Origin of the sequence: Paraburkholderia sp. J94, assembly GCF_905220285.1 — a bacterium.
GTDB classification, from domain to species: domain Bacteria; phylum Pseudomonadota; class Gammaproteobacteria; order Burkholderiales; family Burkholderiaceae; genus Paraburkholderia; species Paraburkholderia tropica_A.
Genome location: NZ_CAJMZH010000001.1, coordinates 651,744 through 667,125, shown reverse-complemented (window position 1 = coordinate 667,125; position 15,382 = coordinate 651,744). Strand labels below are relative to the sequence as shown.

14 protein-coding genes are annotated in these 15,382 nt (G+C 64.6%); 11 read left to right on the top strand and 3 right to left on the bottom strand.

Annotation, left to right across the window (positions count from 1 at the left end):
• Window positions 1–120: 120 nt before the first annotated feature.
• The 3 genes from U4Y88_RS02940 to U4Y88_RS02930 all read left to right on the top strand — a co-directional run bounded on the left by U4Y88_RS02940 (window position 121) and on the right by U4Y88_RS02930 (window position 2,991).
• Window positions 121–393: a DUF4148 domain-containing protein gene (locus U4Y88_RS02940; RefSeq protein ID WP_321782129.1), complete on the top strand. Its 273-nt coding sequence runs from the start codon at window positions 121–123 to the stop codon at window positions 391–393.
• 299 nt (window positions 394–692) lie between these two features.
• Window positions 693–1,586: a type I 3-dehydroquinate dehydratase gene (gene aroD / locus U4Y88_RS02935; RefSeq protein ID WP_310629975.1), complete on the top strand. Its 894-nt coding sequence runs from the start codon at window positions 693–695 to the stop codon at window positions 1,584–1,586.
• 202 nt (window positions 1,587–1,788) lie between these two features.
• On the top strand, window positions 1,789–2,991 hold the full coding sequence (locus U4Y88_RS02930) for a porin (RefSeq protein ID WP_321782127.1): 1,203 nt from the start codon (window positions 1,789–1,791) through the stop codon (window positions 2,989–2,991).
• Between the two features lie 58 nt (window positions 2,992–3,049).
• Here the strand turns inward: U4Y88_RS02930 and U4Y88_RS02925 are convergent, their stop codons facing one another.
• Together U4Y88_RS02925 and U4Y88_RS02920 are read right to left on the bottom strand one after the other, a co-directional pair.
• The gene (locus tag U4Y88_RS02925; RefSeq protein ID WP_321782125.1) at window positions 3,050–3,727 is read right to left on the bottom strand and encodes a hypothetical protein; all 678 of its coding nucleotides are present in this window, start codon (window positions 3,725–3,727) and stop codon (window positions 3,050–3,052) included.
• A gap of 240 nt (window positions 3,728–3,967) precedes the next feature.
• Window positions 3,968–4,399: a hypothetical protein gene (locus U4Y88_RS02920; RefSeq protein WP_321782123.1), complete on the bottom strand. Its 432-nt coding sequence runs from the start codon at window positions 4,397–4,399 to the stop codon at window positions 3,968–3,970.
• Between the two features lie 463 nt (window positions 4,400–4,862).
• On the opposite strand from U4Y88_RS02920, the gene U4Y88_RS02915 reads away from it, so the two are divergent.
• The 3 genes from U4Y88_RS02915 (at window position 4,863) to U4Y88_RS02905 (ending at window position 7,074) form a co-directional block, all read left to right on the top strand.
• Window positions 4,863–6,002 (top strand): porin, encoded by a 1,140-nt coding sequence (locus U4Y88_RS02915; protein WP_224010026.1) that lies wholly within the window; start codon window positions 4,863–4,865, stop codon window positions 6,000–6,002.
• A 388-nt stretch (window positions 6,003–6,390) separates the two neighbouring features.
• Window positions 6,391–6,675, top strand: a complete 285-nt coding sequence (locus U4Y88_RS02910) for a type II toxin-antitoxin system Phd/YefM family antitoxin (RefSeq protein ID WP_321782122.1) — start codon at window positions 6,391–6,393, stop codon at window positions 6,673–6,675.
• Between the two features lie 9 nt (window positions 6,676–6,684).
• Window positions 6,685–7,074 (top strand): type II toxin-antitoxin system VapC family toxin, encoded by a 390-nt coding sequence (locus U4Y88_RS02905; RefSeq protein WP_224010028.1) that lies wholly within the window; start codon window positions 6,685–6,687, stop codon window positions 7,072–7,074.
• A 118-nt stretch (window positions 7,075–7,192) separates the two neighbouring features.
• On the opposite strand, the gene U4Y88_RS02900 is transcribed toward U4Y88_RS02905, so the two are convergent.
• A complete protein-coding gene (locus U4Y88_RS02900; protein ID WP_224010030.1) occupies window positions 7,193–8,260 on the bottom strand; it encodes a LacI family DNA-binding transcriptional regulator in 1,068 nt (355 codons plus the stop codon).
• Window positions 8,261–8,546: 286 nt separating this feature from the next.
• Here U4Y88_RS02900 and U4Y88_RS02895 point away from each other — a divergent pair, with 286 nt between their 5' ends.
• The 5 genes from U4Y88_RS02895 (at window position 8,547) to U4Y88_RS02875 (ending at window position 15,363) form a co-directional block, all read left to right on the top strand.
• Window positions 8,547–9,827, top strand: coding sequence for an extracellular solute-binding protein (locus tag U4Y88_RS02895; protein WP_321782120.1), 1,281 nt, complete (start codon window positions 8,547–8,549; stop codon window positions 9,825–9,827).
• Window positions 9,828–9,907: 80 nt separating this feature from the next.
• Window positions 9,908–10,825 (top strand): sugar ABC transporter permease, encoded by a 918-nt coding sequence (locus U4Y88_RS02890; RefSeq protein WP_321782118.1) that lies wholly within the window; start codon window positions 9,908–9,910, stop codon window positions 10,823–10,825.
• Between the two features lie 3 nt (window positions 10,826–10,828).
• Window positions 10,829–11,680, top strand: a complete 852-nt coding sequence (locus U4Y88_RS02885; protein WP_321782116.1) for a carbohydrate ABC transporter permease — start codon at window positions 10,829–10,831, stop codon at window positions 11,678–11,680.
• A gap of 37 nt (window positions 11,681–11,717) precedes the next feature.
• Window positions 11,718–12,848: a sn-glycerol-3-phosphate ABC transporter ATP-binding protein UgpC gene (locus U4Y88_RS02880; protein ID WP_321782114.1), complete on the top strand. Its 1,131-nt coding sequence runs from the start codon at window positions 11,718–11,720 to the stop codon at window positions 12,846–12,848.
• Between the two features lie 112 nt (window positions 12,849–12,960).
• A complete protein-coding gene (locus U4Y88_RS02875; protein WP_321782112.1) occupies window positions 12,961–15,363 on the top strand; it encodes a glycoside hydrolase family 3 N-terminal domain-containing protein in 2,403 nt (800 codons plus the stop codon).
• The last annotated feature ends 19 nt before the right edge of the window (window positions 15,364–15,382 follow it).

Sequence of the window (15,382 nt, the reverse complement as noted above, 5' to 3'; positions counted from 1 at the left end):
CCTAAATTATCTTTAACTTTTTGGGCGACGATTGGAGAGGGGTGGTCGGCTAGGCTAGAGGTTCGAATTAAGCGCACTGCGCAACCGATAAAAAAGCCGCCCATGAATTCCAAATCAAGCTTGCCTCATCTCGCGATGGCCATCGTTGTTCTCACGGCGAGTGTCGCCGCCAGCGCCGCGCCGCGTCTTTCACATCAGCAATGTGTCTCCTATCCCTTCATGAAAACATCGGGAGAAGTGACGCACGCCGATCTGATGAAAGAGCTCGGCGAACTGGAAGCGCGCGGCTATCAACCCGGTTCGGACAATGGCGTGTTTCCCGCCGATCTGAATTCGGCGGAGCAAAAACTCGCGGTCGACTATAAGCAGGATTGCCAGATCTCGCATCGTTAATCGCGCGCTCGCGCGGAGTTGATCGCCCGTTTAAACGCCGGTCGCCATGACCGGCGTGGCATCGCCCATCGTTTCCTAAAGAAACCTTCATTTTTCGCGGCGGCGTTTCGCCAGCGTCCTTGTTACGATACCGCTCGTTTTCTCGCGGGTCGTTCTGATCATTGATCTTTTCTCGCATGGCGTACTGCCCGTTGCTCGAATCGAGTGACGGGCCGCGACTATTGCCGTTCGCACCGCCGCGCGGCGCGACACAGCGAGTCCGCGAACTACCCGAATACATGAACCAGGAGTTTCAAACGATGAAGATGCGCAAGACGGTGATTTCGCTTTCGATGTTGCTGGGTATGCAGGGTCTCGCGATGGCCGCGACCGCGTCGGCGGCGACCAGCGCCCCGGCTGCGGCCGTCACCCAGCGTCATGCCGAGCCGATCACCATCCGCAACGTCGTGATTGGGCAAGGCGCGCCGAAGATCATCGTTCCGACCACGGGCGCGACCGCCGATGAAGTGCTGGCCCAGGCGCGCGCGATCGGCAATAACCCCAATGTCGATATCATCGAATATCGCATCGACTACCTGAACTTCGATACCGACGCCACGCAGATCGCCGGACTGGGCAAGCAGGTCGCGTCGGTGGCCAACGGCAAGCCGCTCATTCTCACGTTCCGCACCAAGTCGGAAGGCGGCTCGAAGCAGATCAGCGACAAGCAATACGGCGATCTGTATCTCGCGCTGATCAAGGCGCATTTCATCGATATCCTCGACGTCGAAATGTTCCGTGATCCGTCCGTCGTGCGCGAAGTCGTCGCGGCGGCGCACGCAGCGGGCATCAAGGTTGTGATGTCGAGCCACGATTTCCAGAAGACGCCGTCGACGGCGGAGATCGTTGCGCGTCTGCGCAAGCAGGACACGATGGGCGCGGATATCCTGAAGATCGCCGTCATGCCGCATAACGCCGCCGACGTGCTCAAACTGCTCGACGCCACCGAGCAGATTCGCGACCGCTATTCGCGCAAGCCGCTGCTGACGATGTCGATGGGCGGATTGGGCGCGGTGTCGCGCTTCTCCGGCCAGGTGTTCGGTTCCGATCTGACCTTCGGCATGATCGGCCAGGCGTCCGCGCCGGGGCAGGTCGATGCCAAGGCGCTGCGTCAAGTGCTCGACACGATCAATACCGCCGTCAGCGGCAAATAAACGACGTTCCGGGCGGCACGGTCCGTCGCAAGCACGGCCGTGTTTGCCGCTCGAAACCGAACGCGCGCACCGCGCCATTAAGCGGTGCGCGCGTTTTTTTATGCAATGCGGCAGCAACGCAGCAAGTCTGCGCTGAATTGGGTTTTCTCCAGATCATTCTGGATTGCCAATTATTATTACGCGCAGGTCCCACATTTTTATAATGAAACAGCAAAGTTACTTTCGCGGCGCGTCCGCGAATGCGCTGCGCGTCATCGCGGCGGCAGCAGCAGCGATGACGGCACCCGGTGCGCACGCGCAAAGCGGCCTCACGTTCTACGGTGTCGCCGACGACGCCATCAGCTACGTCAACAACCAGAACGGTCACGCGAATCTCTATCTTCGACAGGGCAATCTGTACGCCTCGAAGTTCGGCTTGCAAGGCAGCGAGAATCTCGGCGATGATATGCGCGCGGTCTTTGTCCTCGAAAACGGCTTCGACCTGAACAATGGCACGCAGGCGTCGAGCGGATCGATATTCAATCGGCAAGCGTATGTGGGACTCTCCAGCGAGCGCTACGGTAGCGCCACGCTCGGGCGTCAATACACGCCGTATTTCCAGTTTGTCGGGCCGCTATCGTCGGTGGCCGCGCTGACCGGTGCAGCGGGCGCGCATCCGGGAGACCTGGACGGCATGGACACGACCGTGCGCGCAAGCAACGCGGCCCTGTACGTGTCGCCGCAATGGCACGGCCTCCAGGCGGCGGGCATGTATGCGCTGGGCGGCATGGCGGGCAGCACCGGACGCGGGCAGACGATCAGCGTCGCGCTGCGTTATTCGCAGGGACCGCTCGCGCTGGCCGCCGGTTATCTGCGGATGGACAACGCATTCGCGAGCACCACGAGTGCCGCGTTCGACTCGTCGTCGAGCGGCTCGTTCGGTGAGTCGGTGGTGAATCAGGGCTACGTCACGGCGCGGTCGATGCGCGACGTCGCGATCGCCGGAAACTACACCTTCGGCGCCGCGCGCGTGGGCCTCATGTATTCCAATGTGCGCTATCTGCCTGGCGCCCGTTCGCTGTTCACCGATACCGCTTCGTTCAACACGTATGGCACGTTTGTGCGCTGGCAGGTCACGGCGCCCGTCGATCTGGCGGCGGGCTTTTCGTACACGCAGGCATCGAAAGCCAATGGCATTTCGCATGCGGCGCGCTACACGCAGTTTTCACTGAAGCAGGGTTATCAGCTTTCGAAACGCACGGCGCTTTACGCGCTCGAGGCGTGGCAGCACGCCAGCGGTCAAACGCTGGGCAGTGCGGGTGAAGTCGTGAATGCCGCCCCGGCCGTGGGCGATTCGCAAAACCTGACGGGATCGTCGACGCCGACGCAAATCGTCGCCATGCTCGGCATCGACATGAAGTTCTGATGGGCGAGCAGCGCCGTCTCTCGCCAGACGCAGCGAGGCCCGCACGGGGCCTGGCCGCTTAATTGAAGCGATACGTCAACGCCACCTGCGCGACCGGATACCAGTGGTAGCGCGTGACCTTGTCGGTGAACTTCTGTTCTTCGTTGGCGATGTCCTGCTGCGAAACGTACGGATCGTAAATCGACGGCACGTCATACGCGACGCGCGGACGGCCATACGCCACGCCGAGATCGAACGACAAGCCCAGACCGAGCGCGGGCTTCTTGTGACCATAGCCAATGCCGATATACGGCATCACGTGCGGAAGCGTCACCTTCGCGCTCGGCGCGGGACCGAGCGCCGGCACCGTCTCGCCGCCAATCTGATAGTTGCCCTGCGCGTTCGGCGAGAGCGTCGCCGAGAGCGAATCCCCGTTGAAAAGGGCGCCTGCCGTGAGGCGGAACGCGCTCGACGTAAACGGGTACAGATCGAGGTAAGTGCCGCCCTGGGCGAGCGTGAGATGCCCGTCGTAGCGGTTGTCGTCCACCGTCACGGTGTGGCTGAGCCCGAAGCCCGCCGCCTCCGCATGCAGGCCCACATGCGGCCCCAGATTGAGCGCGCCGCCCAGTCCCGCGCCCAGCGTGCCGCCCGTCACATACACTTCCTGCGCCTGTACCGCCGAAGCCGTCCCCCACATCGCCGCGCCCATCACCATCGCGCGCAGCGCCCAACCCATACCACCGAATACCGAAGCCACTGCTTTCTCCCTGAAACCGGGAAACGCTCGCTATGGGTTCCCCGACGGCTTCGACTTTACGGTTCACGCGCACGAATCAATTGCACGAGTTGCGGGCATTTGGCATCGCAAATCAAAACGCAATTGAAATGAATCCGCACGTCTGCGCTTCATCGCCGTGACCCCGTTTTTTCAGGGGTGAAAAGCGGTAAATATTTCGTTTAACCGATGGTTTGAAAAGCGGGCGCACGCCGTTCGCGTTCACTGAAACGGGGTACACAGACGCTCGATTGGCGCGATCACCAGCACGCAGGTGGAGAACGCGATCAGCCCCAGAAACAGCACGGAAATGGCCGCGGCGCACCACGCGACGAAACGCAGCGCGTCGTGCTTGTCGGGGGCGAGCGAGACGGTCCGGCGCCATGCGCGGCCCGCCATGACCGCGAGCACCAGCGCGATCACGAACGCGCCGCCCGACGCCACGCCGACGATGCCCTCGACGTGCGGCCAGGGCATGTTGGCCTCACGCTGGATGCCGTCGCCGCAGGCCGCCGACACCAGCGTGACCGCCAGCGCCAGCTGCATGAGCCAGAGCAGCGGCCCGCCCACCAGCGCGAGCCAGATGGCCACGCGCAGCGGACGCAGGGAAACGGGAGCCGGAGTGCTTCCCGGTGAGGACGAATGAGCGTTCATCGCAAAGGGAGTCGAGCGGGAGTAGGGCGCGCACGCGCCACCCGATACTGGCTGCGCCGCAGAACGCATGCCCGCAGCGTCGCGTGAGCGCGACACCGCGCCAGCAACGTTAAGCACGACCGTCTGGACGGTTAAACGGTGGAACGCGCTTCCACAGCGGTTTTCACGCCGCCGCGCCATGCGGGTGCACGCGCCGCCCACGCAAATACCGGCCTCGCCGCGCGATCTGACCAGATAACGTGGCCATAACGTTAGCGCTAGCGCAACTTCCGAGTGGAAACAACGTTAGAACTGGGGCGCATTTTCCCTGGCGCTTTCCGTCTGCGCGAGCGCGCGGCGCGTTTTTATAATCGGCTCCCGAAGTGCATGGGACGTGATCCCTGCGCATTTCGGGACGCTGCGCCGGCTACCCCACGAAGCCGGGACGTGGTTTGGAGACACACGCAAAAAGATAGGATACCTGATGAAAAAGAAGCTGATTGGCCTCGCCGTGCTGGCCGCGGTATCGTCCGCCGCCCAGGCGCAAAGCCAGGTCACCTTGTACGGCCGTATCGACAACGGCATCCAGTATGAAACGGGCCTGCCGGGCAACAAGAACGCCGTGAGCGCCCAGAGCGGCGACTGGGGCTGTTCGTGGTTCGGCCTCGAAGGCTACGAGGATCTCGGTGCGGGCACGAAGGCGATCTTCAAGCTCGAAGGCCAGCTCAACACGCAGACGGGCCAGTCGGCGGGCGCGCTGTTCGGCCGTCACGCGATCGTCGGTTTCGACAACGACCGCTACGGTACCTTCAAGATGGGTAACCTCGGCGCGGGCGAAATCTCGCAGGACAGCTGGGGCGCCGACCCGCAGCTGATGCAGCGTTACGCGATTTCGACGCTCGTGCGCGGCCGTAACTGGGCGAGCGCCTCGAACGGCTTCGAATACCAGACGCCGAGCTGGGGCGGCTTCTACATGCGCGGCCAGTACGCGCTGACGAACAACACCAAGTGGAACGCGGCCTCGACGCCCACGGGCCAGGGCCGCACCGACGGCATCGAAGGTGTCTACTCCTTCGGCATGGGCGACTTCCGCGTGATTTACGACGAAGTGCGCGGCGCCGACGGATCCTTCAACGACGTCTACCAGCACTCGCGCTCGATCCTCGCGGGCGGCACGCTGGTGTTCGGCCCGGTCAAGTTCTACGCGGGCTACCAGCATCTGAGCGCGCCGAACGCGACCAACGCGAGCGTGGGCGTGACCGACGCCTCGCAGCCGGGCGGCGTCTCCGCGCCGACGGCGGTCGATCACGAGTGGATCGGCGCGGCCTGGCAGATCAACGCGGCAGCGGCGATCACGGCGGCGGTCTTCCACGCCAACGCGAACAAGGGCAACGGCAACGCCACGCTCTACACGCTGGGCGGCACGTACAACCTGTCGAAGCGCACCTTCCTCTACACGGAAGCGGGCTACGTGCATAACAGCTCGACGTCGAACATCAACCTCGGCAACGGCTCGTACGGCAACAACGACTACGATCCGACCACGGGTTCGTCGGCGAACGGCAATCCGAACTACGGCCAGGGCCAGTTCGGCGTGTTCGCAGGCGTCATGCATCTGTTCTGATTCGGGCAGAACAGATGCGGCCTGCATCATCAACGCAGCATCGACTGTATCTCCAGTGAGTTACCAGCAGTAGCAAGTCGCATGGACAGGCCCGGCCGGACGTTGGTCCGGGCCGCGCCGGCGTGGTCAACCTCCTCCACCCTGACACGCCGGCGTCCCTTTTTTCAGTCTCCGCTTCAAACCCATCCGATCACAATCCCTCGTATTTAATGGGGTCCCGGCGCTTTTGGCGTACCCGGGAAACTCCGCGTTTGCCCGCCCTTGAACGACGCCCGATGACCATGCTATCTTGCAGACGTTAGCGATAACGTCCACGGTGCGCGACGTCTCGCAACGCAGTCCCATACAAAACTACAGCGCGCCGATCACGATGGGTGGAGATCCTTCAATGGAAAAACGGGTATCGAAAGCGATGTTCAAGGCCAAGGCCTGCGAACTGTTCCGGCAAGTCGAAATGCTCGGCGAAAGCGTGGTGGTCACCGACCGCGGCCAGCCGACCATCGAAATACGTCCGTATCGCGCCAAGCGCAAGAGTCCGCTCGACTCGCTGCGCGCGGCGATCGTCCACTGCGATTTCGATCCGCCCGGCGATGCGTTGGGCGAGGCGTTGAGCGAAATGGCGGGCGAGGGTGAGCGAGTCGGCACGCGCCGCGCTGTGGCCATCGACACGTAAGCCACGGCCATGGTCACGCTCGACACTTGCGCGCTGATCTACTGGCTGCGCGGCGACCGTGCACTGAGCGAGCCCGCGCGCGCGGCCATCGACGGCGCGCTCGACGGCGGCGAAGTGCTGATCTCCACGATCAGCGTGCTGGAACTGGCGCAGTTCGTGGAGAACGGCCGGCTCGCGCTGGCGATGGACACGCGGCGCTGGCTCGCCACGCTCGCGTCGCTCGAAGGCGTGCGCATGGTGCCCGTCGATACCGCGATCGCGGTGCGCGCCACCACGCTCTCGCCGGAATTGCCGTCGTCGCAGCGGCTCGTCGCCGCCACCGCGCGCACGCTCGGCGTGCCGCTCGTCACGCCCGACGCACGCGTGCGCGCGCTCACGCACCTCGACACCATCTGGTGAAAGCCGCGCGAAAGGCCGGCTGAAAACACCAACGGGGCGCCTTATCGTGGATAAGGCGCCCCGTTTTATTTGCGCGTTCGACTGGCGAAGTCGCTCGCGCCAATGCTCATGCTCACATTCACGCTTTCGCGCGCTGCTTGCCCGCCCGCCGCGCCGCCTCGGCAGGCCGCCGCGCGACGGCGGGCGCCTGCGCCGTGGACTGGCGCACCACCAGTTCGGCGGGGAAGGTCGTGCGCTGCGCGACCGCGTCGTTGCCCGCGATCTGCGCGAGCAGCGCATTGACCGCCGAACTCGACATCTGCTGAAACGGCTGGCGCACCGTGGTCAGCGCCGGATGAAACTGCTCGGCCATGGGGATGTCGTCGAAACCGATCACGGAGATGTCGTCGGGCACGCGCAGGCCCGCTTCGCGCGCGGCCGCGATCGCGCCGAACGCGCTCTGGTCGTTGGCCGTGAAGATGGCCGTGGGCGGATCGGGCAGGTTCACGAGGCCCGTCGCCACTTCGAACGCGGTCATCTGCGAAAGATCACCGGTCACGACGAGTTCGGGATCGAGCGCGATGCCGTGGCGCACGAGCGTGTCGTGATAGCCACGCTGACGGTCGCGCACGCCTTCGATCGCTTCGTCGCCGCCGAGAAACGCAATGCGCTTGTGGCCGAGCGAGACCAGATGCTCGACCGCCATGCGCGCGCCGCCGTAATTGTCGACCGACACCGAGGGAAAACGATTGAGCGTGCCGCGCTGATCGACCACCACCACGGGCACGTGCGCGGCCGCGAGCGAGTCGAGACACATGGTCTCGCGCGGCAGGATCACGAGCAGGCCGTCGGAAAACTGGCGCACGAGCTTGATGAGTTCCTGATGCGCGTGGCTGTCGTCGGACACCGTGTAGACGAGCACTTCGCAACCGGCGGCGCGCGCCGCGCGGCCCGCGCCCAGAATCAGTTCGCTCGAAAACTGCGTGTCGAGCGTGGGCGTCATGATGCCGATGATGCCGTTGCGTCCGCCCGAGAGCTTCTGGGCCGTGCGATTGACGACGTAACCGATGTCGGAGGCGATGCGCAGCACTTCGTCGCGCGTTTCCCGCGACACGCCCGGACGCCCGTTGAGCGCGCGCGACGCGGTCATCTGCGACACGCCGGCCAGCCTCGCGACGTCTGCCAGCGTGGGATTTTGCTTGGTCATGCGACTAGCTTGTTATGAAGGAGTGAGGCAGCGCGACCCGAACCGCGACCCGGAGAGGTCTTGGTAACGCTATCGTTACAGTGGAAATCATTCTAACAGAACCGCGCAGCCCGACAATTCAGGCGCGCACGGGCCGCCTGTCAAGCGTTGTACGGATACGTCGCGCAGACGGCAGCTTGAGGGTTAACACGGTCTGGCGACGGTAGAACGTTATGACTACGATCTCGTAACGTTAAGGCTAACGTTAAACGGTCGCAAACAAAACCAACGACAGGAGACACCCAAGATGGCGTACGCGGCGGTAGCGAAAACGACGGGCGCGGCGGTGCTGTTCGCCGCACTCGCGGCGGCGGGCGTGGTGCACGCGCAGGACGCGAAAGTGATCACGACGTGGGATCAGCAAACGAATGCCAGTTCCAGCAAGATTCTGCGCGACGCGTCCGATCGCTTCGAGCAGAAAAACCCCGGCTACAAGGTCGAAAACTCGCACATCCTCAACGACGCCTACAAGACCAAGCTGAAGGTGGCGTTCGGCGCGAACCAGCCGCCGTGCGTGTTCGAGTCGTGGGGCGGCGGCACGCTCAACGAATATGTGAAGGCCGGCCAGATCGCCGACCTCACGCCGTATCTGCAGAAGGATCCCGCGTATCGCGACCGCTTCCTGCCCGCCTCATGGAAGGCCGTGACTTTCGACGGCAAGACTTACGGCGTGGCCGCCGAAAACGCGTCGGCCGCCGTGATCTTCTATAACAAGGACCTCTTCAAGCAGTACGGTCTCAAGCCGCCCGCGACCTGGGACGAGCTGATGCACGTGGTGCAGGTGCTCAAGTCGCACGACATCGCGCCGTTCGCGCTCGCCAACAAGAACAAGTGGACGGGCTCGATGTACTACATGTACCTCGTCGACCGCATCGGCGGCCCCGAGGTCGTGCGCGGCGCGGTGGAGGGCGGCGGCAAGGGCTTCGGCGATCCGGCCTTCGTGGAAGCGGGCAAGTACATTCAGGATCTCGTGAAGGCCGGCGCGTTCGCGCAGGGCTACAACGGCCTCGACTACGACGTGGGCGCCTCGCGCCGTCTGCTGTATTCGGGCCGCGCGGCCATGGAATTGATGGGCGGCTGGGAAGCCTCGACCATCGCCAACGAAAACCCCGCGTTCTCCGCCAAGCTCGACTTCTTCCCGTTCCCGAGCGTGCCGGGCGGCAAGGGCGATCCGCGCGACGTGATCGGCACGGTCGGCGACGGCTTCCTGAGCATCTCCAGCGCGTGCAAGTACCCGGATCAGGCATTCAAGCTCATCCAGGCGCTCACCGACGACGAATCGATGCGCGCGCGCGTGACCGACCACAAGGTGCCGCCGGTCAAGGACGTGGCGATTCCCGATCCGTTCCTCAAGCGCCTGCAGGCGCTCATCGTGCAGGCGCCGAACGTGCAGCTCTGGTACGACCAGGCGCTGCCGCCGCGTCTGGGCGAGCTGCATAAGGACACGACCCAGGCGCTGTTCGGCCTCTCGGTCACGCCGCAGGCCGCCGCGCAGCAAATGGAAGCGGCTTCGAAGTCGGGCGGCTGATCGAAACGATTCGCCATCCTGATCAATCTCTTCATCAAGACCGGTGAGCGTCCGCGAGGACGCCGCCGGCAGGCCTATCCGTGAACATCGCACTTTCCGCCGTTCCCGAACGCCGCTTGCGATTCTCCGCGCAGTGGCTCGTCGCCGCCACCTTTCTCGCGCCCGCGGTGCTGCTGCTCGCCGTGTTCCTGCTGTACCCGCTCGTCTCCAGCTTGCGGCTTTCCTTGCTCGACTGGAACGGGCTCGGCAGCAACGCGCGCTTCGTGGGGCTCGCCAACTGGGCGAAGCTCGCGCACGATGCCGTGTTCTGGCAATCGCTCGCGAACAACGCGCTGCTCGCGGCCGCGTCGATCGTGGTCGAACTGCCGATTGCGCTCGCGCTCGCCGTGCTGCTCGAAAAAGCGGGGCGCGGCTCGCGTCTGCTGAAGATTCTCTATTTCCTGCCGCTGCTGATGTCGAGCGTGGCGATCGGCGTGCTGTTCAAGAACGTCTACGATCCGAACTTCGGCCCGCTCAACGCGGCGCTCCATGCGCTCGGACTCGATGCGCTCGCGCAGGACTGGCTCGGCGATCCGCATCTGTCGCTCGGCTCGACCATCGCCGTGATCTGCTGGCAGAACACGCCGTTCTACATGATCCTGTTTCTCGCGGGGCTGTCTTCGCTGCCGCAGGAAATCGCCGAAGCGGCGCGCCTCGACGGTGCATCGGAATGGACCATTTTCTGGCGCATCAAGCTGCCGCATCTGCAAGGCACCGTGCGCACCGCCGCGCTGCTCTCCATTCTCGGCTCGCTGCGCTATTTCGATCTGATCTACGTGATGACGGGCGGCGGTCCCGAAGGCTCGTCCGAACTCATGGCGACCTATATGTACCGCACCGTGTTCAGCTCGTTCCAGCTCGGCTACGGCAGCACCATCGGCTCGGCGATGTTCATCATCGTCTGCGCGGTGGCGGCCATTTCGCTGCGCTTCACGCGCCGCTACGCAACGGAGGTCTGAGCGATGTCGACGCTTCCGCATCAACCGGGGTTCGGCCTGCGCAAGCTCCGCGTGGGCGTGCCGCTGCTCGCGCTGATCTGGCTGGCCGTCACCACCGTGCCGTTCATCTTCGTGGTGGCGACTAGCCTCAAAACGCAGGACGAAACCTTTTCCTCGCCGGTCTGGGCCTTGCCGAAGCGTCTGTATTTCGGCAATTACGCCGCCGTGCTCGAAGGCCCGTATTTCACCTACTTCCGCAACAGCCTGTTCGTGGTGGGCGTGTCCGTGGTGCTGATCGTGATCGTCAGTGCGATGGCCGCCTATGCGTTCGCGCGGCTGCGCTTCACGTTCAACAAGACGCTGTTCGCGCTCGTGGTCGCGGGCATGATCGTGCCGCTGCACGCGACGCTGGTGCCGATCTATCTGCTCACGCGCAATCTCGGCCTCTACGACACGCCGTTCGCGCTGCTCGGACCGTACGTGGCGCTGAGCCTGCCGGTGTCGATCTTCATCCTCACCGAATTCATGCGGCAGATTCCGCGCGAGCTCGAAGAGGCCGCGCAACTCGACGGCTGTGGTCCGTTCGGCATCTTCTGGCGCGTGTTTTTTCCGCTGTCCGGTCCCGGCCTCGCGACGGTGGCGATCTACAACGGCATTGGCCTGTGGAACGAATTCATCTTCGCCTACATGCTCACCTCGACCTCCGAGCATCGCACGCTGCCGCTCGCGGTGTGGGATTTTCAGGGCCAGTATTCGTCGAACGTGCCCGCGATGCTCGCGGTCGTCACGCTGACTTCGCTGCCGCTGATCGTGGCCTACGCGTTCGGTCAGGAGCGCGTGATCAAGGGCATGATGGCCGGCTCGCTCAAGGGCTGAAGCACGTTTCAAACCGCACCGATACCGACATCACGACATGGCAAGCATCTCTCTCGCAAACGTACAGAAGTCCTATGCAAATGGTCAGGCGGTGATCCGCAACGCACAGCTCGAAGTCGGCAAGAACGAGTTCTGCGTGTTTCTCGGGCCGTCCGGCTGCGGCAAGTCTACGCTGCTGCGCATGATCGCCGGGCTCGAATCGATCAGCGACGGCGAACTGCGCATCGACGGCCAGCGCATGAACGACGTCGCGCCCGCGAAGCGCCGCGTGGCGATGGTGTTCCAGAACTACGCGCTTTATCCGCATATGAGCGTGTACGAGAACATGGCGTTCGGCTTGCGCCAGGCGAAGATCGACAAGGCGGCCATCGACACGAAAGTGCGCCGCGCCGCCGCCGCGCTGCAACTCGATGCGCTGCTCGAACGCCGTCCTGCGGCGCTCTCGGGCGGCCAGCGTCAGCGCGTGGCGATTGGCCGTGCGATCGTGCGCGAGCCGGGCGTGTTCCTCTTCGACGAACCGCTCTCGAATCTCGACGCCGCGCTGCGCGTGCAGACGCGCACTGAAATTGCGCGCCTGCATCGCGAGTTTCGCGAGGCGAGCGCCGTCTATGTGACGCACGATCAGGTCGAGGCGATGGCGCTGGCCGACCGCATCGTGCTGCTTCAGGCCGGCAAGGACATGGAGCGGCACGGCAGCATCGCGCAGGTGGGCGCGCCGCTCGATCTCTATCACCATCCAAGGAGCCGTTTCGTGGCCGGTTTCATCGGCTCGCCGAAGATGAACTTCTTCGCCGGTACGGTCACGGGCGCCGACGAAGGCGGCGTGCACGTGGCGCTGGACAGCGGCGAGCGCGTGCTCGCGCGCGTCGAGCCGGGCCATGCGAGTGTTGGCATGAAGGTGACGCTGGGGATTCGCCCCGAACATCTGCGTCTCGCCGACGCCGCGCGCAACGAGCCGACGCTCGCGTGCCGCGTGCGCCTCGTCGAGCGCATGGGCGAGCACAGCTACGTGCATATCGGCCAGCAGCACGCGGACGCGCCCACGCTGATCGCCAAGCTGCCCGGCGACAGCGCGCTGGCATACGACGAGAACGTCAATCTCGCGCTGCCGCCCGACGCCTGCCATCTGTTCGACGACCGCGACATGGCGTTCAAGCGCATGCATTGATCACGTCGCGCGGCGCTTCGGCAGTCTGAACACACGCTTGAAAAATAAGCAGGATAACTAACGTGCCGGGACGCGATGCGCGCCTTGCACACGACCCAACAGGAGTGTTGTGATGTCGCTTGACCATCAAAGCGAGGTGCCCGTTTACCGCCGCGCTCACGCGCCCACCGAAGCGCGCGTGGCCGACCTGCTCGCGCGCATGACGATCGACGAAAAGATCGCGCAGCTGCACGCCGTCTGGCTCAAACTGCGCGCGCATGGCCGTCACGAATGGCGCACCGAGGACTTCGCGCAGCGCGATACGGGTGTGCCGCTCGACACGCTGCTGCAACACGGGCTCGGTCAGGTGACGCGTCCGCTCGGCACGCATACGGTCGATCCGCAAGAGGGCGTGGAGGCCTTCAACGCGCTGCAACGGCAGATGATCGAGCAGACGCGCCTGGGCATTCCGGTGATGGCGCACGAGGAATGTCTCGTCGGGCTGATGATCAAGGACGCCACGCTGTTTCCGTCGCCGCTCAATTACGCGGCCACGTGGAATCCTGCGCTGGTTGGCCGCGTGGGCGAGGTGATCGGCGAACAGGCGCGCTCGATCGGCTGTCATCAAGGACTCGCCCCCGTGCTCGATGTCTCGCGCGATCCGCGTTGGGGACGCACCGAGGAAACCTTCGGCGAAGATCCGTATCTGGTGGGCGTGATGGCGTGCCACTACGTGCAGGGCCTGCAAGGCGAGAAGCGCGACGTGCTCGCCACGCTCAAGCATTTCGTGGCGCACTCGGCCAGCGAAGGCGCGCGCAATCACGCGCCCGTGCACGTCGGTCCGCGCGAACTCAACGATACGTTCCTGCTGCCGTTCGAGATGGCGGTGAAGCTCGCGCACGCGGGCTCGATCATGCCTGCGTATCACGACATCGACGGCGTGCCGTGCCACGCGAACCGCGATTTGCTGCAAGGCGTGCTGCGCGATAAATGGGGTTTCGACGGCCTGATCGTCGCGGATTATGCGGCCGTGAATCTGCTCTACACGCATCACGGCATCGCGCGCGACGCGGCCGACGCCGCCGCGCAGTCGTTCAACGCGGGACTCGATATCGAATTGCCGGGCCACGAGTGCGCGCTGCATCTCAAGGACGCGCTCGCGCGCGGCGAGATCAGCGAAGCGACCATCAATGCAGCAGTGAAGCGCGTGCTGCGCGTGAAGTTCGACATCGGCCTGTTCGAGCAGCCCTATGCCGATGTCTCGCGCGTGAACGTGCGCAGCGAAGCCGCAAGCGATGTGGCCTACGACGTGGCGCTCGAATCGGTGGTGCTGCTGCGCAACGACGGCGTGCTGCCGCTCGCGAACGACGGCACGCAGAACGTGGCCGTAATCGGCCCGACCGCCGACGATCCGCTCGCGCTGCTCGCGGGCTACAGCTTCCCCGTGCATCTGATCAACAGCGGCGAGAGCGCGCATTCGTCGATGACGACACCGCTGCACGCGCTGCGCGATGTGCTCGGCGAAGCGCGCGTGAGCTACGCGCCCGGTTGCGCGATCATCGAAGAACGCCGTGCGGGCGCACCGGTCTTTCCGGGCGACGTCTCGCTCGATACGCGCGAAGTCGGCACGCGCGACGCGCTCATCAGCACGGACACGTCGCGCATCGCCGCCGCCGTCGAAAAGGCGCGCGCCGCCGACGTTGCGATCGTGTTTGTCGGCGACCTCGCGGGCCTGTTCCAGTCGGGCACCGTGGGCGAAGGCTCGGACACGGACAGCCTCGCGCTGCCCGGCGTGCAGCAGGCGCTGCTCGACGCCGTGCTCGCGACCGGCACGCCCACCGTCGTCGTGATGACGGGCGGCCGCCCGTACAACCTCGGCGGTCAGGAGGAGCGCGTCGCCGCGCAGGTGATGGCGTTCGCGCCGGGCGAGAAGGGCGGCGAAGCGCTCGCCTCGCTGCTCTCGGGCCGCGAGAATTTCAGCGGACGCCTGCCGCTTTCCGTGCCGACGAGCGCGGGCGCGGTGCCCTACGTCTACAACCATCGGCTCAAAAGCGCGGGCACGCCGGTCGCCTGGCACTTCGGTTCGCGCTACCCGTTCGGCTTCGGTCTCGGCTATACGCGCTTCGCTTACGAAGCGCTCGAACTCGCCGCGTCCGATGCGCCCATCGAAAACGGCACGTTCGAATTGGCGTTCACGGTGAAGAACATCGGCGCGCGCGACGGCGTGGACGTCGTGCAGATTTATCTGCGCGACAAGCTGGCGTCGAGTGCGCGTCCGGTGCGTGAATTGAAGGCGTTTTCGCGCGTGACGGTGGCAGCGGGCGGCGCAGCGCGCGTGCAGGTTCGCCTGCCTGTCGACATGCTGAACTTCACCGATGGACGCGGCGAACGCATCGTCGAACCCGGCGATTTCGATCTGATGATCGGCAGTTCGAGCCGCGATATTCATCTGCAAGCGACGCTCACCGTCACCGGCGATGCGACGCGTACGCTGCCGCGCGACTGGCGCATGACGAGCGACGTGACCGTCGAATAAACCCCCGCGCGACCCTTGA